This window comes from Streptomyces sp. NPDC004752 (assembly GCF_053601275.1).
The window spans coordinates 24,597-43,087 of record NZ_JBSGBN010000007.1 but is presented as its reverse complement, the minus strand read 5'-3'; the positions used below and the strand labels follow the sequence as shown (position 1 = coordinate 43,087).

General features: G+C 71.0%; 18 protein-coding genes and 1 pseudogene. 5 read left to right on the top strand and 14 right to left on the bottom strand.

Translation table 11 applies throughout. From position 1 onward, the window contains the following. The first annotated feature begins 173 nt into the window (after positions 1–173). The 3 genes from ACWEKM_RS04975 (at position 174) to ACWEKM_RS04965 (ending at position 2,710) form a co-directional block, all read left to right on the top strand. Positions 174–1,286 carry a PP2C family protein-serine/threonine phosphatase gene (locus ACWEKM_RS04975; protein WP_451619744.1) on the top strand — a complete coding sequence of 371 codons (1,113 nt, stop codon included), beginning with the start codon at positions 174–176 and terminating at the stop codon, positions 1,284–1,286. A 97-nt stretch (positions 1,287–1,383) separates the two neighbouring features. After that, a complete protein-coding gene (locus ACWEKM_RS04970) occupies positions 1,384–1,971 on the top strand; it encodes an RNA polymerase sigma factor (protein WP_451619806.1) in 588 nt (195 codons plus the stop codon). Beyond that, positions 1,961–2,710 (top strand): anti-sigma factor family protein, encoded by a 750-nt coding sequence (locus ACWEKM_RS04965; RefSeq protein ID WP_451619743.1) that lies wholly within the window; start codon positions 1,961–1,963, stop codon positions 2,708–2,710. Before ACWEKM_RS04970 ends, ACWEKM_RS04965 begins: the two co-directional genes overlap by 11 nt. A gap of 45 nt (positions 2,711–2,755) precedes the next feature. Here the strand turns inward: ACWEKM_RS04965 and ACWEKM_RS04960 are convergent, their stop codons facing one another. From ACWEKM_RS04960 to ACWEKM_RS04945, 4 genes are all read right to left on the bottom strand, one after another. After that, complete coding sequence (locus ACWEKM_RS04960; RefSeq protein WP_451619742.1) at positions 2,756–4,657, bottom strand: ABC transporter ATP-binding protein; 1,902 nt, start codon at positions 4,655–4,657, stop codon at positions 2,756–2,758. Positions 4,658–4,734: 77 nt separating this feature from the next. Continuing rightward, on the bottom strand, positions 4,735–4,914 hold the full coding sequence (locus ACWEKM_RS04955; RefSeq protein ID WP_451619741.1) for a hypothetical protein: 180 nt from the start codon (positions 4,912–4,914) through the stop codon (positions 4,735–4,737). A gap of 304 nt (positions 4,915–5,218) precedes the next feature. After that, positions 5,219–5,701, bottom strand: a complete 483-nt coding sequence (locus ACWEKM_RS04950) for a hypothetical protein (RefSeq protein WP_451619740.1) — start codon at positions 5,699–5,701, stop codon at positions 5,219–5,221. Between the two features lie 270 nt (positions 5,702–5,971). Further along, on the bottom strand, positions 5,972–6,118 hold the full coding sequence (locus ACWEKM_RS04945; RefSeq protein WP_451619739.1) for a hypothetical protein: 147 nt from the start codon (positions 6,116–6,118) through the stop codon (positions 5,972–5,974). Between ACWEKM_RS04945 and ACWEKM_RS04940 the strand changes: the two genes are divergently transcribed. Next, positions 6,117–6,350 carry a hypothetical protein gene (locus tag ACWEKM_RS04940; protein ID WP_451619738.1) on the top strand — a complete coding sequence of 78 codons (234 nt, stop codon included), beginning with the start codon at positions 6,117–6,119 and terminating at the stop codon, positions 6,348–6,350. The genes ACWEKM_RS04945 and ACWEKM_RS04940 overlap by 2 nt on opposite strands. A 117-nt stretch (positions 6,351–6,467) precedes the next feature. Here the strand turns inward: ACWEKM_RS04940 and ACWEKM_RS04935 are convergent, their stop codons facing one another. The 4 genes from ACWEKM_RS04935 to ACWEKM_RS04920 all read right to left on the bottom strand — a co-directional run bounded on the left by ACWEKM_RS04935 (position 6,468) and on the right by ACWEKM_RS04920 (position 10,075). Further along, the gene (locus ACWEKM_RS04935) at positions 6,468–6,893 is read right to left on the bottom strand and encodes a GNAT family N-acetyltransferase (protein ID WP_451619737.1); all 426 of its coding nucleotides are present in this window, start codon (positions 6,891–6,893) and stop codon (positions 6,468–6,470) included. 178 nt (positions 6,894–7,071) lie between these two features. Continuing rightward, a complete protein-coding gene (locus ACWEKM_RS04930; protein WP_451619736.1) occupies positions 7,072–7,581 on the bottom strand; it encodes an O-acetyl-ADP-ribose deacetylase in 510 nt (169 codons plus the stop codon). Next, a complete protein-coding gene (locus ACWEKM_RS04925) occupies positions 7,578–8,987 on the bottom strand; it encodes a phytoene desaturase family protein (RefSeq protein WP_451619805.1) in 1,410 nt (469 codons plus the stop codon). Before ACWEKM_RS04925 ends, ACWEKM_RS04930 begins: the two co-directional genes overlap by 4 nt. Before the next feature lie 143 nt (positions 8,988–9,130). Next, the gene (locus ACWEKM_RS04920) at positions 9,131–10,075 is read right to left on the bottom strand and encodes an inositol monophosphatase family protein (RefSeq protein WP_451619735.1); all 945 of its coding nucleotides are present in this window, start codon (positions 10,073–10,075) and stop codon (positions 9,131–9,133) included. Between the two features lie 288 nt (positions 10,076–10,363). Here ACWEKM_RS04920 and ACWEKM_RS04915 point away from each other — a divergent pair, with 288 nt between their 5' ends. Beyond that, positions 10,364–11,038: a hypothetical protein gene (locus ACWEKM_RS04915; protein ID WP_451619734.1), complete on the top strand. Its 675-nt coding sequence runs from the start codon at positions 10,364–10,366 to the stop codon at positions 11,036–11,038. A 257-nt stretch (positions 11,039–11,295) separates the two neighbouring features. Here ACWEKM_RS04915 and ACWEKM_RS04910 read toward each other — a convergent pair. The 6 genes and pseudogenes from ACWEKM_RS04910 to ACWEKM_RS04885 all read right to left on the bottom strand — a co-directional run. Then, positions 11,296–11,499, bottom strand: a pseudogene (locus ACWEKM_RS04910) (nitrate reductase); the annotation flags it as partial. 6 nt (positions 11,500–11,505) lie between these two features. Next, on the bottom strand, positions 11,506–13,023 hold the full coding sequence (locus ACWEKM_RS04905; protein ID WP_451619733.1) for an NCS1 family nucleobase:cation symporter-1: 1,518 nt from the start codon (positions 13,021–13,023) through the stop codon (positions 11,506–11,508). Between the two features lie 104 nt (positions 13,024–13,127). Continuing rightward, positions 13,128–14,147: a TIGR03842 family LLM class F420-dependent oxidoreductase gene (locus ACWEKM_RS04900; protein WP_451619732.1), complete on the bottom strand. Its 1,020-nt coding sequence runs from the start codon at positions 14,145–14,147 to the stop codon at positions 13,128–13,130. A gap of 142 nt (positions 14,148–14,289) precedes the next feature. Continuing rightward, entirely contained in the window at positions 14,290–15,693 is a 1,404-nt protein-coding gene (gene hydA, locus ACWEKM_RS04895; RefSeq protein ID WP_451619731.1) for a dihydropyrimidinase, read from the bottom strand. Between the two features lie 133 nt (positions 15,694–15,826). Next, positions 15,827–16,669 carry a nitrilase-related carbon-nitrogen hydrolase gene (locus ACWEKM_RS04890; RefSeq protein WP_451619730.1) on the bottom strand — a complete coding sequence of 281 codons (843 nt, stop codon included), beginning with the start codon at positions 16,667–16,669 and terminating at the stop codon, positions 15,827–15,829. Positions 16,670–16,833: 164 nt separating this feature from the next. Next, positions 16,834–18,399 carry a PucR family transcriptional regulator gene (locus tag ACWEKM_RS04885; protein ID WP_451619729.1) on the bottom strand — a complete coding sequence of 522 codons (1,566 nt, stop codon included), beginning with the start codon at positions 18,397–18,399 and terminating at the stop codon, positions 16,834–16,836. Positions 18,400–18,491 lie beyond the last annotated feature (92 nt).

Genomic DNA, 18,491 nt, shown 5'->3' with positions numbered 1-18,491 from the left:
ACCACACCATCGTGGCCGATCGCGCAGTTCCCCGCCCCTACGCGGGCCGCCGTAGGGGGTTTCGGGTGGGGTTTCGGGGTGCTTGGGGGTGGGGTGGGGCGTCACTATGGGAGCGGTGTCGCGATGATTCGGCGCCGTCGGGCAACCCGGCCGGGAGTGAAGCCCGGGAGGTGATGGCGTTGGTCTCAAGGTGCGAACACCCGTGGCTCATCACCGGCGGGCTGATGTCGATGCCCGTCGTACTGCTGGTGGTGGACCAGACGGTGAGCCGGTCCATCGGGCTGGGTTCCCTGATGGTGGGGGCGCCCGCGCTGGCCGCGGTGTTCTGCACACCGCTCGGAGTGGTCGCCGTCGTCGCGATCACCATTCCCTGTGTGGTGCTGGCGGCGGCCGGGAATCTGGCGCTGGGCACCGCGAACTTCTGGGTCCAGCTCACCGCACTGGTGCTGATCTGCATGGGCGCCGTGGGTGCCAGCTGGATCCGGGAGCGCCGCGAGGACGAGCTGGCCCGCACCCGCGCGGTCGCCGAGGTGACCCAGCGGGTGCTGCTGAAACCCCTGCCGCCCAGCATCGGCGACCTCTCCCTCGCCTCGGTCTATCTGGCGGCCAACGAGGACGCCGCCGTCGGCGGAGACCTGTACGCGGTCGCGGATGTCGGCGGGCGGGTCCGGATCCTGATCGGCGACGCGCACGGCAAGGGCCTCGCGGCGGTGGAGACCGCGAGCTACGTGCTGAGCGCGTTCCGCCGCTGCGTCCGCCGGCGCGGACCGCTGCACGCCATGGTCACCGACCTCGAAGAGGACTTCAGGGAGGACCTGCGGGACGCCACGGCGGCCCAGCAGGACAGCGCGAGCGCCGCCCTCGCCCTGGAGGAGTTCGTCACCGCCGTGGTGCTCGAGGTGCCGGAGAAGGGCGACGGACCCACGTTCATGATCAACTTCGGCCACCCGCCGCCCCTTCTCATCGACCACGGGCAGGTCACCGTGCTCGATCCCGGGTCCTGCGCGCCGCCGCTCGGCCTGGGCGATCTCGACAGCGCGTATCCGCCCGTGGAGACGGTGGACTTCCCGCCCGGCGCCACCTTGCTGCTGTACACCGACGGTGTCATCGAGGCCCGCAACCGGGCCGGTGACTTCTACCCCCTCGCGGAGCGGCTTCCCGGTTGGGCGAGGCTGGCGCCCGAGGCGCTGCTCAGCGCCATCCACAGCGACCTGCGGCGGTACGTGGGCCGGGGCCTGAGCGATGACGTGACCATGGTCGCGCTGCACCGCACCCGCTCGTCCTGAGTCACAGAGGGAGACGAGGAATGTGATCTTCCAGGGTGGCCGTGGTCGCCGCGGTGGCCATGCAATCTCTCGCCGAGGGCGCACCGTACGTATGGATATGCAGAGATACCGGTTCTCTGCGGGACGCCTCCCGGACGAGGCCCTGCTGTCCGGGTTGGCCACGGGTGATCCAGAGTTGGCCGTCACCTTCGTACGCAGGTTCCAGCACACGGTCTTCGGTGTCGCCGTCGCCGTCACCGGGGACCCGCAGCTCGCCGAGGACGTCGCCCAGCAGACGTTCGAGCGTGCGTGGCGTCATGCCCAGGTCTATGACGCGCGCCGTGGTTCCGTGTCGACCTGGCTGACCACCATCGCCCGCAACCTGGCCATCGACGCCATCCGGGCGCGGCGGCCGGAGCCGGTGGCGCCCGAGGACCTGGACGCGGTCCTCGGTGCCGTCAGCACGACTCCGGAGCAGTACGCGCTGGCCGACGAGGCGTCGACCCGGCTGCGGGCCGCGGTGGCTCAGCTGCCGCGGGAGCAGGGCCGCGCGCTGGTGATGGCGGGCATCTACGGAATGACGGCCCAGCAGATCGCCGACTGGGAGAGGATCCCGCTGGGTACCGCCAAGACGCGCATCAGGACGGCGATGGGCAAGCTGCGGACCTCACTCGCATCCTCGAAGCGAGGCGACGATGGCCAGTGACGTGACCTGCCAGAAGCTGCGGGAGATCGGCGCCGAGCTGGCTCTGGGCGTACTGCCCGGCCGGGAACGGGCGGATGCGGTCGCCCATCTGGACAGGTGCGCGGAGTGCCGGAAGTACGTCGAGGAACTGACCTCGGTGAGCGACCGGCTGATCGGGCTGCTGCCCGGCAGCGAGCCGCCGGTGGGGTTCGAGGAGCGCGTGGCGCGGAGGCTGACCACGGCGGCGCGGGAGCGGCGTCCGCCGATGCGTGCCGCCGCCGCGTTCCCGGGCGGCCGCAGGCGGATTCGGGTACGGCTCGCCGCCGTCGCGGCCACGCTCGTCCTGGCCGTCGGATTCGGCGGCTGGGCGGTCGGCACGGCGATCGAGGACGTCGTGGTCGGCTCCGCCCCCACGGCCGGGACCAACGGCGGCATGCTGTCGGGAGACCTGTCCTCGGTCGTGGCGCACGGAAAGACGGTCGGCGAGATCTACGCCCACCCGGGCAGGCCCGGCTGGATCTACATGGCCGTCGACCTGGCCGGCGCGGGTGCTCCGCGCGACGGCAAGGTGACCTGTCTGCTGGTGCACAAGGACGGGAGCACCGTACGCGTGGGCACCTTCGCCCTGAAGCACGACGGAACCGGATACTGGGGCAGCCCGGCCATGATCGACCCCGGGAAGGTCTCCGGCGCCCAGCTGACCTCGACCGACGGCACGGTGCTCGCCACCGCGCACGTCACGGCGGGCGACCAGTCGTAGCGACACGGCCCGGCGCGATGCCGAGCAGATCCTGAGCGGGGCGCCTCACAGAACCGGGCCGAGCGGGTGATGCTCGGGGCATGACGGCAGCGCGCCGTGCGGTGCGAGGTCCGGCCGGGCCGGGCTGCGGGCGGCGGTCAGCCGGTGCAGCCGGGCGTATGCGCCGCGACGCGCCAGCAGGTCGTCGTGGGTACCGGACTCGACGACCCGGCCGTGATCGAGGACCACGATCCGGGTGGCGTCACGGACGGTGAGAAGGTTGTGCGAGATGACGACGGTCGTCCGGCCCGCCATGAGGCGCCGCAACGGGCCCATGATCCGCAGCCCGGACTCGACGTCGAGGCCGCTGGTCGGCTCGTCCAGGAGCAGTACCGGCGCGTCCCGGATCATCGCGCGCGCGATCGCCAGGCGCTGCCGCTGACCGCCGGACAGCATCCGGCCGCGCTGTCCGACCAGTGTGTCGTAGCCCTCGGGGAGCGACCGGATGAACTCGTGCGCGTCCGCCGCCCTGGCCGCCGCGACGATCTCCGCGTCCGTCGCCCCCAGCCGTCCATAGGCGATGTTCTCGCGCACCGTGCCGTGCAGGACGAGGGTTTCCTGAAGGACCACCGCGACGTTCTCCCGTACGTCGGTCAGCCGCAGCTCGCCCAGATCGGTCCCGTCCAGCCGGATGGCGCCCCGGTCGGGGGCGTAGAACCGCAGGAGCAGCTTGGCCGCCGTGGACTTGCCGGCCCCGCTGGCCCCGACCAGGGCGAGGATCTCGCCCGGGGCGACATGCAAGGACACGTCGGACAGCGCCTGGCGGGAGGTACCGGGGTAGCGGAAGCAGACGCCGTCGAACTCGATGTCGCCCCGCGCCCGGCCGATCCGCCGGGCGTCGGCGGCGTCGACGACCTGGGGCCGCTGGTCCAGCAGTTCGAGGATCCGTTCCGCGGCGGCGGAGGCCGTGTAGAAGGTGGTGGCGAGGCCGGACAGGTCGCTGACCGGGCCGTAGAGCTTGCCGATCAGCGCCAGGAAGAGCAGCAGCCCGCCCAACGTGAGCTGACCCTGCGCCAGCTTCCAGGTGCCGAGACCGAGCACGGCGAGGATGCCCGACACCTCGATGACCTCGACGAGCGGCGAGTAGAGGGCCCCGATCCGCGCCGACGCCATCGCCGCGTGGAACCTGCCGAGGTTCTCGCGCTCGAAGCGGCGCTCCTCCCAGCCCTGCCGGTTGTACGCCTGGACCAGGGCCACATTGCCCAGCGTCTCCTCGGCGACCGCGCTGAGCGAGCCGCTGCGCCGCCTGCGCTCCCGGGACGCCTCCCCGATCAGCCGGGAGAAGTGCCGGGCCACTCGCCAGAACAGCGGTACGACGGCCAGGGCGAGCAGGGTCAGATCCCAGCGGAGGTAGCAGAGCAGGCCGAGGAAGACGCCCAGCCGGACCATGTGGTAGAGGCCGTCCGCCACGCCCGAGAGCAGCAGCGTCTCGACGGCGTCCACGTCACCCGTCACCCGGGACAGCACATCGCCGAGCCGCCGCCGTTCGAAGAACCCGAGTGACAGCCCCTGGACGTGCCGGAACACATCGCGGCGCAGCGACAGCAGGAAACGTTCGCCGACCCAGGTGGACGTCACATCGTCGGCGAAGCCGAGGATGCCGGAGACGACGATGAGCCCCAGATAGGCGGGCGCGATCCAGAGAAAGGGCCGCGGATCGCGCGGCACGAGCGCATCGTCGATCACCGTCTTGAAGAGCCACAGTTCGGCACCGTCGACGGCCGGACCGATCAGGCTGAGCAGCAGAAGGGGGGCGAGCCAGCGCCTGCGGCCCCGCGTGTAGGGCCAGAAGCGCCGGAACACCTCACGCGGGGACAGCCGCGGCGCGAGCGCGACCACGGCGGCGGGGTCCCGCTCCCCGCTCGCCGAGAGCAGTTCCCGCAGAACCTGCCGGAGGACCCGCGTCATGGCACCGCTCCGTCGCAGTCGGACGGCGAAGCGGGCCGGCTCCCCCGGTCACCGACCCACTCAGCCTTCCCTCACTCTCAGTAATTGGAGCGGTGGTCGTGGTCGCGGCCGTGACCGCGGTCCCTGTCCTCGTCCCGTCGGTCCCGGCCGTGGTCACGGTGGTCGCCGTGACCGCCATGGTCCCCGTGGCCGCCGTGCCCACCGTGCCCGCCGTGGTCCCCGTTCCTGCTGGGGAAGAGATGACCGAAGACTGTCATGGCGTTCCTCCCATCGTTTCTCGTAGGAGGTACGCCGCACACTGAGAGTTGGATTGCGTCCGCCCGGAACTCGCGGTGACGCATCCGGCGGCCCGGATCCGGCGGCGGGGTCACACCCCGAGAAGAGTCGGTGCCGTACGACTTCGTCCGGTCCGCTTCGAGCGGCTCGGCGGCGAACCCGCGATCAGCGCCGTCGTCGGCCGCCCGCTCCGCCCCACCGGTGAGCACCGCAGGTCGATCGGCCCGCTCCGCACGGTCCGTTCCGCGCGGACCGGCGGCTCGGACTTCCCATCGTCCAGCGGCGTCAGGGGTGTTGGCGTGCCGCCCCGGCGGGCCAGAACACCTCCACGTCGATGCCGCTGCTGCGCGCGTAGGCCACCAAGTGGGCGGTGGCGTCACGGCCGTTGGACGGTGAGCCGTCCCATACCGCCACCAGACGGCAGCAGGTGAGCAGCAGACTCTCGTCGGCGCCCACGCACGCGCTGCGGTCGACGGGGTCGTACTCCAGCAGCCGCACCTGATCCGACAGCAACAGCAACTCCCCGGCGGCTCTGCGGTCGTGCTCCTCCAGCACCGCGGGGACCCCGTTCCTGGCGGGCAGGACGGTCACCAGCGCCAGTCCCGCCTTCCGCGCGGCGCGGCCGAAGGCAACGGGCAGCCCCTGCCCCACCCGGACCAGTCCGGTCCGTCCCGCCTGCGCCAGGCCCGCCAGCCGACGGCACAGCGCCTCCTCCAGCATCGTCAGCGTGGGCGCGGTGAGATCGGGGTGTCCCACGACAGCGATCACTTGAGGCTTCCTCTCTGGCCGAGCCGAGCCGACTGCCCGTCACCGTGTGCGTTGCGGCTTCGCCGGGCCATCGCCGGCGAAGGCAGTCAATCCTCTCGGGCAGGAGCGGAGCGGGCCAGGGTCTCGGGGGGCGGATCGGGGGCCGTTCGGCCCTTGCCGAGCGGCTGCCTCACACCGCATCTCACACCCTGTCGCACACCGCGTCTCACACCCTGTCGCACACCACTCGCGGGTGTTTACAGCGCGATGCAACAGGGCTTGTCGCGGCTCTCATTCCGCGCCTGCGCCCGGGAAATAGCGGGTATTTCGCGCCACATATCCGAATTCCACTTCGTGATCGAGATGCGAACCACGGGGAGCGGTGCCAAGAATCGAACCGAGAGGCAGTGACGCCGACAAAGAAAGGCTGCCGATCATGCGAAACAGGATCATACGCGCTCTGGCCGCCAGTGCCGCCGCGGGCATGCTCGCCAGCGGAGCAGCGGTGGCCTCTACGGGTACCGCCTTCGCAGCACCGGCGAACGCCACAGTGGCGGACAGTCACAACGCACCCACACCGCACCCCACGAAGACCCCGAAACACAAGAAGTGCCCCAAGGGTGAGCACTACAAGAAGGTCAACGGCAAGTGGGGCTGCCACAAGAAGTAGCGACCCGAGCGGGCGCCGGGGAGTTCCGGTCCATCATCCGCACGCAAGTGCGCGGTGGGGGTCGATGCGAACTCCCCGGCGCCCGCGGGCTCGCGTGAGCGTTCGTCGGCCCCCTCATCACGACGGCCGCCCGTCGTCGACGGAGTGCAGGTGGATCAGTCCCGCGTCCGTCGCCCGGAAACCGCAGGCATCGAAGTAGAAGTCGCGCAGCTCGGGATCGAAGTCGACGTGCAGCCACTCGCAGCCCGCCGCGCGCGCATGGACCACCGCGAGCCGGACAAGTGCCGTTCCGATACCGCGCCGCTGGTACGAGCCCCGGGTCTTTGTGTCGATCAGGAAGGCGTGGTCCACGCCGTCCCAGGCCACGTTCACGAATCCGACGAGGACTCCCTCGCCGTCACGGGCGCCCACCCAGCCGAGACTGTGTTCCATGACCTTGGGCCACCAGCCCGCCACGGCATTGCCGTTATGGGACCGGACGAGGTCGACCATTTCCTCGTCGGTGATGGGGTCGCGCCACGCGTAAGAGATCGTTCCGCTCATCCTGCCAGCCTTGCCGACCGGCCCCGGCGACGACAACACATTTCCGACGAAGGGGCAGGAATGAACTCCCTCTCGCCGTCCGGTAGATGTCTTTCAGGGGTGCGGACACCGTCAGAACCGTCCGGGCGCTCGCGATTCCGACGCCGAACCGCGGTTCCGACGCCGAACCGCGGTTCCGTCAGCGAGGCTGCGCGGCGAACGCCCCGTACGCCCGCTCGTCGAAGAGCACGAATCGAACCTCCTCGACCGCCGTGTCCGTGGCCCGCACCGTTTCCACCGCGATCCGGGCCGCATCCTCCAACGGCCACCCGTAGATACCGGCGGAGACGGCGGGAAACGCGACCGTACGGGCACCGATCTCGTCCGCGACCCGCAGCGACTCCCGGTAACAGGAGGCCAGCAACTCCGAGCGGTCCTCCTCGTGGGTGAAACGCGGGCCCACCGTGTGAATGACCCAGCGGGCGTCCAGGTCGCCGGCCGTCGTGGCGACCGCGCGGCCGGTGGGCAGGCCCTTGCCGTACCGCGAGGCACGGAGCTTGCGGCACTCTTCGAGGATGGCGGGGCCGCCGCGCCGGTGGATCGCCCCGTCCACGCCTCCGCCGCCCAGGAGCGAGGAGTTGGCCGCGTTGACGATCGCGTCGGCGGTCTGCCGGGTGATGTCCCCCTGCACGAGGGTGATGGTGGTCATGGCTGTCTCAACCTCCGCCACACGGCCTTCGCCGCATTGTGCCCCGACATGCCGTGCACGCCCGGGCCCGGCGGGGTGGCCGACGAGCAGATGAAGACCGCGGGATGCGGGGTGTGGTACGGGAACAGGGACGGTTTCGGACGCAGCAGGAGTTGCAGGCCGGAGACCGCGCCGCAGGCGATGTCACCGCCGATGTAGTTGGCGTTGCGTGCGACCAGTTCGCGCGGGCCGGCGGTGGCGCGGGCGAGGACGCGGTCACGGAAGCCGGGGGCGAACCGCTCCAACTGGCGCTCGATGGCGTCGGTGAGATCACCGGTCCAGCCGCTGGGCACATGTCCGTACGCCCAGAAGACATGCCGGCCGGCCGGTGCCCGGGTCGGGTCGGCGACGCTGGGCTGCACGGTGATCAGGAACGGTCGGTCGGGGGCCCGGCCCTCCCGGGTCGGCGCACGCAGGGCGGTGTCGATCTCCGCGGTGTTCGCGCCGATCTGCACGGTCCCGGCGGAGCGCGCCTCGGGCGCGGTCCAGGGCACCGGCCCGTCGAGGGCATAGTCGATCTTGAAGACGCCGGGGCCGTAGCGGTAGCCCGCGTAGTGGCTGCCGAAGCCGGCGATGCGGGCCAGGGCGGTGGGCGAGGTGTCGAAGACATACGCCCGCGCGGGCGGCAGGTCGTCCAGCCGCTTGATCTCGTAGTCGGTGTGGACGCTGCCGCCGAGGTCCTTCAGGTAAGCGGCGAGGGCGTCGGAGATCGACTGGGATCCGCCGCGGGCCACCGGCCAGCCTCGGGCATGCGCGGCGAGAGCGAAGATCAGGCCGACGGCGCCGGTGGCGAAGCCGTCGAGCGGCGCCATGACATGGGCGACGAGCCCGGCGAAGAGGGTCCGGGCCCGCTCGTCACGGAAGCGGCGCAGCAGCCAGCTCGACGGCGGCAGGCCGACGAGGCCGAAGCGGGCGAGGGTGACCGGGTCACGCGGGAGCGCGGTCAGCGGCAGGGACATGAAGTCACGGGCCAGGGTGTCCCACTTGGACAGGAACGGCGCGACCAGCCTGCGGTACGTGCCCGCGTCACGCGGCCCGAACGAGGCGGCCGTCTGCGCGACGGACCGGGCCAGCACGGCGGCCGTGCCGTCCGGGAACGGGTGGGCCATGGGCAGGGCGGGGTGCAGCCACTCCAGGCCGTACCGCTGCAGGGGGAGGGCGCGGAAGGCGGGTGAGTTGATCCCGAGGGGGTGCGCGGCCGAACAGGGGTCGTGGCGGAAGCCGGGCAGGGTGAGTTCTTCGGTGCGGGCTCCGCCGCCCACCGTGTCACGGGCCTCGAACAGCGCCACGGAGAAACCGCGGCGGGCCAGCTCCACGGCAGCCGTCAATCCGTTCGGCCCCGCTCCCACCACGACCGCATCGAGCATCGACGGCACCTTCGGACTCCTTCGTCAGCCGATGGCCACTCAGGTTCAGCATATGCCGGGGCACTGACAACCCCGACGGCGCGGGGCGGAGACGGGCGGACGCAGGCAGCCCGGCCCGCAGCCTCCGGGGTCCTTCCTGCGGCTCAGCCGACGCCACGCAGCAGCTGGCGTACCCGGTCGGCCGTGGCCGCGTCGCGCGCCGCGGTGAACGGCAGGGCGTTGCCGCCCGTGACGCGGAACGGTTCGCCGCTGAGCGTGCGGTGGGCGCCGCCCGCCTCCTCGACCAGGAGCAGGCCCGCCGCATGGTCCCAGGCCGCCTCCCAGGAGAACGCCGTGGCGTCCAACTCGCCCCGGGCGACCGCGAGATACTCCAGGCCCGCGGAGCCGCAGGGGCGCGGCGCGACGCCGTCCGCCCACAGTCCGAGCAGCGCGCGCTTCTGCTCGTCGGTCGTGTAGTCCGGGTGGGAGGTGGCGATCCGCAGCTCCCGGTCGGCCGCGGGCGAGCCCGCGAGGAGCCGCTCACCGTCGAGGAAGGCACCCCGACCCCGTACGGCGGTGGCGAACCGGTCGAGGGCCGGCGCGTACGTCCATGAGGCGAGCAGGACACCGCGGTGGACGAGCGCGACGAGCGTGCAGAAGCCGGGGTCGCCGTGCACGAACTGGCGGGTGCCGTCGACCGGATCGACGATCCACACCGGCGCTTCGCCGCATATCGCCTCGTACGTCGTCGGGTCGGCGTGGACCGCCTCCTCGCCGACGACGACGGAGCCGGGCAGGAGAGCGGCGAGCACCCCGGTGAGGTAGCGCTCCGCCAGCCGGTCGGCGTCCGTCACCAGGTCGTGCGGCCCGCTCTTCTGGTCGACCTCGTGGTCGGCGAGTCGGCGGAAGCGGGGCAGGATCTCGGTCGCCGCGGCCGTGCGGATCGCGTCCTCCACATCGGCCGCGTGACGGGAGAGGAAATCCGCCGGAAGGGCCGCCCCGAGATCTGCCGCGAGGTCCGCGCCGCGGGCTCCCCCACGGTCTTCGCCGAGGTCGTCGCCGAGGTCTTCGTCCAGGGGGCACTCCCGGGTCTTCGTGTCTTCGATCATGTCTCCATGAGAGCATGCGGCGCTGACATTCCCCACCGGTTCGGTGCATCACGGGTGGAATCCAGACGAATATCCGGTTCCGCCGTCGGCGGCCCGCCGCGTGATCCGCCATCCCGCGCGGCTGTGCGGACCCTGATGCGCACGATTCGTCCGGACCTCTTGGAGCTGCGTCGTCGCGGCGCGGACACGGCGTGAATCGGCACTTCCGCCTCCCAGCCGGTCGTGTGACACTGGCGTCCCGCAGTGTGGGCCCCGTCCGCACTCCCCTCCCCCCACGAGAAGTGCGCCGTGCGTCAACTTCCTCTGCCGCTCACCCTCACCGCACGTCTGTCGCCGGTCGCCGTGCTCGCGGTGGCCGGCTGGGCGCTGACGTCCGGTCCGTTCGCCGCGGCACCGAAGGCGGAGCACCGGACGGAGCAGAAGGCGGCCGACCTGACATCGCCCTCGGTGCCGTCCGCGACGGCCGTGTCGAAGACGTACGCCGCCGCGCCCGCGCCCTGCGGCAGCGTCCCCAAGGGGACCGTCACCTCGCTGGTGCCGGGCGCCAGGACGGCCGGCAAGGAGATCCCGTCGACGGACCCGAAGCTGCGCCGCACCTGCTCCTGGAACGCGCTCAAGGGGTACGACTACCGCTGGCTCGACGTCTCCTACGAGATCACCGAGTCGGGCAAAGCGGCACAGAAGGAATATGAGCAGCGGGTCTCGGAGAAGAGCGGCGGAGGGGATGTTCCGGGTGTCGGCGACGTCGGCTATTCGGTGGTCAACCTCACCACCGAGAACAAGCAGGAGACCCGCGAGGGCATGGTCGTGGTGCGTGCCGCCAACGCCCTGGTGATCGTCACCTACAACGGCAGCGACTTCGAGACGAAGAAGGCGCCCGCCACGGACGAGATCAACAAGGGCGCCATCAAGACGGCGAAGGCGGCCGTGTCCGCGTTGCAGGACGGCACGGGGAAGAGCTGACGGCCCCGGTGCCGCACGACGCGGCCCGGCCGACGGTCGCGGCCGGTGCGGGCCGGACCGCAGATCCAGTCCGGCCGACACCTGTCACTGTCAGCGTAGGTGTACGCGGTGGTCTGCCGGAGCGTTAGCCCGTCGGCACCGCCGACACCTCGTCCCGCACCCGAAAGCACCAACGCCTCGGGCGAGTTCGGTCCGGCAACCCGCGCGAGCCGACGGGCTCAGCCCACGGGCTCGGTCGGCGTTCCCAGCCGACGGGCTCAGTCGACGGGCTCCTCGGGGCGCCTTCCACGCGGCAGCATCAGGGCCAGGCAGACCGCCATCGACGTACCCAGGCCCACCGCCCAGCCGTAGTCGGCCAGCGAGGACAGCGCCGGGACGGGGCGGCCGTCGATCAGCGGTGTGAAGTCGGCGCCGCCGGCCAGGAAGGCCACCACCGCCCGCCAATTCCAGCCGCCCCCGTACGCTCATCAGGTCCGCTTTCGTCCTCCGGCCATCAGTAGGACGTAGACGACGAGCGAGGCTCCCAGTCCCACGGCCCACCCGTAGTCGGCGAGCGGTTTGAGGAAGGGGATGATGCCGTCGGTCGGGAAGGGTCCTGCCTTGTTCCCCTTCTCGTCCAGCGTGGAGTACGAGCCACCGACCGCCAGCACACCGCCGACCGCGAAGGCGACGACGGCCCGCCAGTTCCAGCCGCCCGAGTACCAGTACCGCCCGCCTTCCAGGTATAGGTCGGCGAGGTGCAGCACGGTCCGCCGGATGATCCAGTAGTCCGCGATGAGAATGCCCGCCACCGTGCCGAGCAGTCCGCCCACCACACCCAGCCATGTGAAGATGTACAGCTCGGGCGTGGAGGTCAGCTTCCACGGCATCACCAGGACGCCCACGATGCCCGTGATGATCGCGCCCGTACGGAAGTTGATGATCTTCGGGGCGAGGTTCGCGAGATCGTACGCGGGTGAGACCACGTTCGCCGCGATGTTCACGCTGATCGTCGCCACGAAGACCGTGATGAGCGCGAAGAGCAGGCCGAAGACGTTGTCGGTCTTGCCGGCCAGCTCGACCGGGTCCCAGATCGCCACCCCGTAGACCTTCTCCGAACCGGCCGTCACCAGGACCGACATCAGCGCGAAGAGGGTCATGGTGGTCGGCAGGCCGAGGGCCTGGCCCCAGACCTGTGCCCGCTGCCCCTTTCCGAAGCGGGTGAAGTCCGGGATGTTGAGACTGAGGGTGGACCAGAAGCCGATCATGCCCATCAGGCCCGGGAAGAAGACCTCCCAGAAGTCCGCGCCCCAGCCGACCTTCGACGGCTCGTGCAGCAGCGGACCGAAACCGCCCGCCTTGTTCGCGATCCAGACCAGGAGCACCACCGCGCCGACGAGGACGAACGGTGCCGCCCAGTTCTCGAACCGGCGCAGGGTGTCCATTCCCCGGTAGATGATGGCCAGTTCGAGCACCCAGAAGATCACGAAGCAGAGCCACAGGGTCCACGGGTAGCCGCCGATCTTCGCGGCGTCCGTCCAGCCGCCGAAGATCTTCCCCAGGAGGATGAAGATGCCCTGGCCGCCGATCCACGTCTGGATGCCGAACCAGCAGCAGGCCACCGCCGCCCGCACCATCGCGGGCAGGTTCGCGCCGCGGATGCCGAAGGAGGCGCGGGCCAGGACCGGGAAGGGTATGCCGTACTTGGGTCCCGCGTGGCCGGTGAGCAGCATCGGGAGCAGCACGATCACATTGGCGAGCGCGATCGTGAGGACGGCCTGTTTCCAGTCCATGCCCAGGGCCACCAGTCCGGAAGCGAGCGTCCAGGACGGGATGCAGTGGGCCATGCCGATCCACAGGGCCACGAAGTTGTAGGTGGTCCAGCGGCGTTCGGCGAGGGGGACGGGGCGCAGGTCGTCGTTGGCGTAGCGGCTGCCGGCCGGGTAGGCGTCGCCGGCCAGCTCGATGGCCGGGTCGGGTATGCGGGGTGGGGCGGTGTCGGTCATGGGCAGCAGTCCGTTCTAGGGACGGGAACGAGGGACGACGACTGTGCAGATGCCGTGAACTGCCGTGCCGTGTTGGTGCGTTGCTGTCGGGGCCAAGCCGCGGGTCATGCGTTCAGCACCGGGATCACCGCCCGGCCGTACTGTTCGATCACCTTCTCCTTCGCGTCGTGCATCGCGTACACCGCGAACTGGTCGACGCCCGACTCCCGCAGCGCACGCAGCTTTTCGACATGCGCGGAGGCCGGGCCGATCAGACAGAAGCGGTCGACGATCTCGTCCGGCACGAACGCCGTGTCCGGGTTTCCCGAGCGGCCGTGGTGCGCGTAGTCGTAGCCCTCACGCGCCTTGATGTACTCGGTCAGCTCGTCCGGCACCATCCCCGAGTGGGCGCCGTACTTGGCGACCAGGTCGGCGACGTGGTTGCCGACCATGCCACCGAACCAGCGGCACTGCTCGCGCGCGTGGGCGAGGGCCTCGGGCGAGTCGTCGTCGGTCACGTACGCGGGCGCGGCGACACAGATCTTCACCTCGTCCGCCGAACGGCCCGCCGCCACCGCCGCGTCCCGTACCGCCTTGACCATCCACTCCGTGAGGAACGGGTCGGCGAGTTGCAGGATGAAGCCGTCGGCCTCCTCGCCGGTCATCTTCAGGGCCTTGGGCCCGTACGCGGCCATCCACACCGGGACTTCGGCCCCGGGACGCACCCACGGGAACCGGACGACGGTGCCGCCGAGGTCGGCTTCCTCGCCCCGCCCCAGCGCCCTGATCACCTTCATCGCGCCACTGAGCCGGGCGAGCGTGTTCGGGGTACGGCCCGCGACCCGCATCGCCGAGTCGCCGCGGCCGATGCCGCACACGGTCCGGTTGCCGTACATGTCATTCAGCGTCGCGAAGGTGGAGGCGGTGACCTCCCAGGTCCGGGTGCCCGGGTTGGTCACCATCGGGCCGACGATCAGGCGCTCGGTCTCCGCGAGGATGCGGCTGTAGATGACGAACGGCTCCTGCCACAGCACGCACGAGTCGAACGTCCACCCATGCGTGAAGCCTGCCGCTTCCGCCCGCTTCATCAGGTCCACGACCCCGGAGGCCGGCGGGTCGGTCTGCAGCACAAGTCCAAAGTCCATGATGTTCCCCTTGCTGTTCAAGTGCCCAACACGTGGTCCGCAAGTCCACTGCGAACCGCTGAACGGTCCACACACACCGAGCCTCGCCACGCTGACGCCGCAAGCAGCCGTGCCGCCGACTCCACGCCCATGGCCGGTCCGGCTAGTCCAGGTACTGGCACGTCCCCCGCGGCGTGTACACCCCGTGCCCGGCACGGCCGGTGAACTCCCGCTCCGTGATGACCAGTTCACCGCGCGACAACACCGTCTCCACCCGGCCCGTCACGCGCTTGCCCTCGTAGGCCGAGTAGTCCACATTCATGTGATGCGTCTGCGCCGACAGCGTCTGCGCCGCACGCGGGTCATAGATCACGACGTCCGCATCCGCACCCGGCGCGATCGTCCCCTTCTTCCCGTACAGGCCGAACATCCGCGCCGGCGTCGCGCACGCGATCTCGATCCACCGACGGCGCGAAATATGCCCGTCCACCACACCCTGATGCAGCAGATCCATCCGGTTCTCCACCCCCGGCAGCCCGTTGGGGATCTTCGAGAAGTCACCCCGGCCCAGCTCCTTCTGGCCCACAAAGCAGAAGGGGCAGTGGTCGGTGGAGACGACCTGGAGATCGTTGGTGCGCAGCCCCTTCCACAGCGCCGCCTGGTGCTCCCGGGGGCGCAGCGGGGTGGAGCAGACGTACTTGGCGCCCTCGAAGCCGGGTTCGGCGAGGTTGTCGGTCGACAGGAACAGGTACTGGGGGCAGGTCTCGCCGAAGACGTTCAGCCCCTCGTCGCGGGCCCTGGTCAGTTCCGCGACCGCCTCCTGCGCGGAGACGTGCACGACGTACAGCGGCGCCCCGGCGACCTGGGCGAGCCGGATGGCTCGGTGGGTGGCCTCGGCCTCCAGCAGGGCCTTGCGGACCTCGCCGTGGTAGCGGGGGTCGGTCTCGCCGCGGGCGAGGGCCTGCTCGACCAGGACGTCGATCGCGATGCCGTTCTCGGCGTGCATCATGATCAGCCCGCCGTTGTCGGCGGCGCGCTGCATGGCGCGCAGAATCCGGCCGTCGTCGCTGTAGAAGACGCCCGGGTAGGCCATGAACTGCTTGAAGGAGGTCACGCCCTCCTCCACCAGCAGGTCCATCTCCTTCAGCGTCCTGGGGTTCACATCGGAGACGATCAGATGGAAGCCGTAGTCGATCGCGCAGTTGCCCTCGGCCTTGGCGTGCCAGGCGTCCAGGCCCTCGCGCAGCGTGTGGCCGACGCTCTGCACGGCGAAGTCGACGATCGTCGTCGTACCGCCCCAGGCGGCGGCCCGGGTGCCGGTCTCGAAGGTGTCGGAGGCGTGGGTGCCGCCGAACGGCAGCTCCATGTGGGTGTGGGCGTCGACCCCGCCCGGGATGACGTACTTCCCGGTGGCGTCGATGGTCCGGTCGGCGGTGAAGGCGCGGGCCGCCTCGGTGCCGGAGGCCGCGAGGGCGGCGATGCGGCCGTCCTCGATCAGGACGTCGGCGTGGATCTCGTCGGACGCGGTGACGACGAGTCCGCCGCGGATGACGGTACGGCTGCTCATGGTGCCTCTCCTGGCGTTGACGGCGGTCGTGAAAAGCGCGGGTCGCGGGCGGACGGCCGGGCGCGTGTCCCCGTGGCCGCACCGCGGGCACGGCCCCGCGCCCCTACCGGCACGCGGGGGAGGCCGACGCCCGTTACGGAGCCGTCAGCGGCCCGTAGGCGCCCGGCGCCCGGTCCCGGTAGAACTGCCAGCGGTCGCGGACCTCGCGCAGTTTGGCCAGGTCCAGATCGCGCACGACGAGTTCGGTCTCCTTGTCGCTCGCCACCTCGCCGACGAACTGGGCCTCCGGGTCGACGAAGTACGTCGTCCCGTAGAAGTCGTTGCCGCCGAGGTCCTCGACGCCGACCCGGTTGATCGCGCCGACGAAGTACTCGTTGGCCACCGCCGCGGCCGGCTGCTCCAGCTGCCACAGATAGCGGGACAGGCCGCGCGAGGTGGCCGACGGGTTGAAGACGATCTGGGCACCGCCGAGGCCCAGCGCCCGCCAACCCTCCGGGAAGTGCCGGTCGTAGCAGATATAGACGCCGATCCTGCCGACGGCCGTCTCGAAGACCGGCCAGCCGCTGTTCCCCGGGCGGAAGTAGAACTTCTCCCAGAAGCCCTCGACCTGCGGGATGTGGGTCTTGCGGTACTTGCCGAGGTACTTGCCGTCCGCGTCGATCACGGCCGCGGTGTTGTAGAGGACGCCGGGCTGCTCCTCCTCGTACATGGGCAGGACGAGGACGATGCCGCACTCCCGGGCCAGCGCCTGGAAGCGGCGCACGGTCGGGCCCTCGGGGATTTGCTCGGCGTACTCGTAGAACGCCTTGTCCTGGACCTGGCAGAAGTACGGCCCGTAGAACAGCTCCTGGAAGCACAGGACGCGGGCACCCTGCGCGGCCGCGTCGCGGACCGCCTGCTCGTGGACCTGGATCATCGACTCCTTGTCGCCGGTCCAGGCGGTCTGGAAGAGGGCGGCACGGATCACTTGGCTCATCGGGACCTCCGGTCGCTCGGTGTCCGGTGAGCCTAGGAAGTCCGGGGATGCGGGTTGAGTGGCAGCGTGTCACGTCTGCGAGGGTGTGGCGTGCCACCGTGTCACGTTGCCTCGGGGCCATGTTTCACCGCCGTTTTCGCAGGTCGTTCAGCGTTTTCAGGGTGTCAGCCGTGTTGCGCGTCGTGCGCGAGGAGCGCGATGTGCACCGAGGCCGCCTGTTCGAAGTCGTCGAGGTCGACGCCCAGCCGGGCCTGTATCGCCTCCAGCCGGCGGTAGAGCGCCGGCCGGGAGACATGGTGCAGCTGGGCGGTGCGGGACTTGTTGCGGCCGGTGGCGAGATAGGTCCGCAGGACGTTCAGCAGGTCCCGGTCGGTGCCGCTCAGCAGCCCGTCCAGCTCCCGCTCCGCGAAGGACTGCACCTGTGGATCGTCCCGCAGGAGCCGGATCAGGCCGCGCAGATGGACGTCCCTGAGCCGGACGACGTCCGGGAGGTCGAGGGCGGCCGAGGAGCCGGTCACGGCGTCGGCGACGTGCCGGGCCTCGCGCAGCCCGGCGGGCACCTCGTCCCAGACGGTCCGCGGCCCGGCCGCGGCGACCACGGCCCGGCTGCGGCCGGACTCGGACCGCAGCCGGGCCGCGAAGTGCGCGGTGAGCGCCTGCGCGTCCTGGTCCCGGGCGAGGCTCAGCAGCACCGCGGTGGCCCCGTCGGCGAGTTCGGCGACGAGCCCGGCGAGCCCCAGCATCCGCAGCACCCGGTCGAGTCCCGCGGGCGCGATGTCCCGCACCACCAGCGGGACGAAGGTGCGCCGGTTGACCGGCAGCCCGGCCGCCCGCGCCCGCGGCAGCAGCTGCCGGGCCGGTACGACCCCCGAGACCAGGTCGGTCAGCAGGCTCTGCGCGGACTGCTCCTCCCAGGAGTGGGCGGAGCCGCCGCCGAGCATGCGGTGCAGCACCAGCGCCTCGGCGGCCCGGTCGGCGAGCAGCCGGCCCGCGGCCGTGCCGCCGCGGTACCCGCACAGCATGATCTGCCCCCACCGCTCCCCGCGCCCGCCCAGCTCGGCCCGGATCCAGCCGTCGCCCTCGCCGCCGCCCGCCTGCCGGGCGATCCGCTCCCAGTCACGCAGCACATCGTCCACGGCCGGCCGCTCCCCCGCCGTGGCCAGCACCCGGTGGGCAAGGTTGGTGACGACGACGGGGCAGGCGCTGTGCCCGGCGACCTCGTCGAGCAGGCTCTGCACCGGCGCGCCCGCGGTGATCAGGGCGGTCAGCGCGGTGCGTACCGCCTCGGAGAGGCTGACGGCGGCGAACTTGCGGCGCACCAGCCGGGACTGCACCTCCTCGGTCAACTCGGCGAAGGGGAACGGCCGGTGCAGCACGACCAGGGGCAGCCCGCACCGCTCGGCGGCCCGGCGCATCACGTCCGGCGGTGCCGGGAACGCCCGGCCGAGACCGAGCACGACGGCCGCGGCCTCCGCACGGTACAGCGACCGGATGTACTCGGCCTGTTTGTCCTCGTCGCCGGCGAGCAGCACCCCGGTGGTGAGCACCATCTCCCCGCCGGTGAGCATCACGCCGACGTCGGCGGCCTCGGCCACATGCACCCAGCGCACCGGCCGGTCGAGCTGGGCGGCGCCGGCCACCACCTCGGGCTCCCCGGCCAACACCCGTTCCAGGGCGAGGACCTGACGGACCGACAGCACGGGTTCCAGGGGCTCCAAGGCGATGGTCATGGCGCGCTCCGCATTCTTTCTGCTTTCCTTCTTCTTTCGTTCTTCTGTCCTTCTTCGTCGCTCGGTTCTCCTTCGGGGCGCGGGATGCCGGT

Bases quoted from the DNA above. Each gene is read 5' to 3' on its own strand.
- ACWEKM_RS04925 (WP_451619805.1), bottom strand. From the start codon at position 8,987: ATGCTCGATGCGGTCGTGGTGGGAGCGGGGCCGAACGGATTGACGGCT.
- ACWEKM_RS04955 (WP_451619741.1), bottom strand. From the start codon at position 4,914: ATGACAGTCTTCGGTCATCTCTTCCCCAGCAGGAACGGGGACCACGGC.
- ACWEKM_RS04900 (WP_451619732.1), bottom strand. From the start codon at position 14,147: ATGGACTTTGGACTTGTGCTGCAGACCGACCCGCCGGCCTCCGGGGTC.
- ACWEKM_RS04905 (WP_451619733.1), bottom strand. From the start codon at position 13,023: ATGACCGACACCGCCCCACCCCGCATACCCGACCCGGCCATCGAGCTG.
- ACWEKM_RS04930 (WP_451619736.1), bottom strand. From the start codon at position 7,581: ATGACCACCATCACCCTCGTGCAGGGGGACATCACCCGGCAGACCGCC.
- ACWEKM_RS04945 (WP_451619739.1), bottom strand. From the start codon at position 6,118: ATGATCGGCAGCCTTTCTTTGTCGGCGTCACTGCCTCTCGGTTCGATT.
- hydA (WP_451619731.1), bottom strand. From the start codon at position 15,693: ATGAGCAGCCGTACCGTCATCCGCGGCGGACTCGTCGTCACCGCGTCC.
- ACWEKM_RS04975 (WP_451619744.1), top strand. From the start codon at position 174: ATGGCGTTGGTCTCAAGGTGCGAACACCCGTGGCTCATCACCGGCGGG.
- ACWEKM_RS04940 (WP_451619738.1), top strand. From the start codon at position 6,117: ATGCGAAACAGGATCATACGCGCTCTGGCCGCCAGTGCCGCCGCGGGC.
- ACWEKM_RS04970 (WP_451619806.1), top strand. From the start codon at position 1,384: ATGCAGAGATACCGGTTCTCTGCGGGACGCCTCCCGGACGAGGCCCTG.
- ACWEKM_RS04920 (WP_451619735.1), bottom strand. From the start codon at position 10,075: ATGATCGAAGACACGAAGACCCGGGAGTGCCCCCTGGACGAAGACCTC.
- ACWEKM_RS04960 (WP_451619742.1), bottom strand. From the start codon at position 4,657: ATGACGCGGGTCCTCCGGCAGGTTCTGCGGGAACTGCTCTCGGCGAGC.
- ACWEKM_RS04935 (WP_451619737.1), bottom strand. From the start codon at position 6,893: ATGAGCGGAACGATCTCTTACGCGTGGCGCGACCCCATCACCGACGAG.
- ACWEKM_RS04890 (WP_451619730.1), bottom strand. From the start codon at position 16,669: ATGAGCCAAGTGATCCGTGCCGCCCTCTTCCAGACCGCCTGGACCGGC.
- ACWEKM_RS04965 (WP_451619743.1), top strand. From the start codon at position 1,961: ATGGCCAGTGACGTGACCTGCCAGAAGCTGCGGGAGATCGGCGCCGAG.
- ACWEKM_RS04885 (WP_451619729.1), bottom strand. From the start codon at position 18,399: ATGACCATCGCCTTGGAGCCCCTGGAACCCGTGCTGTCGGTCCGTCAG.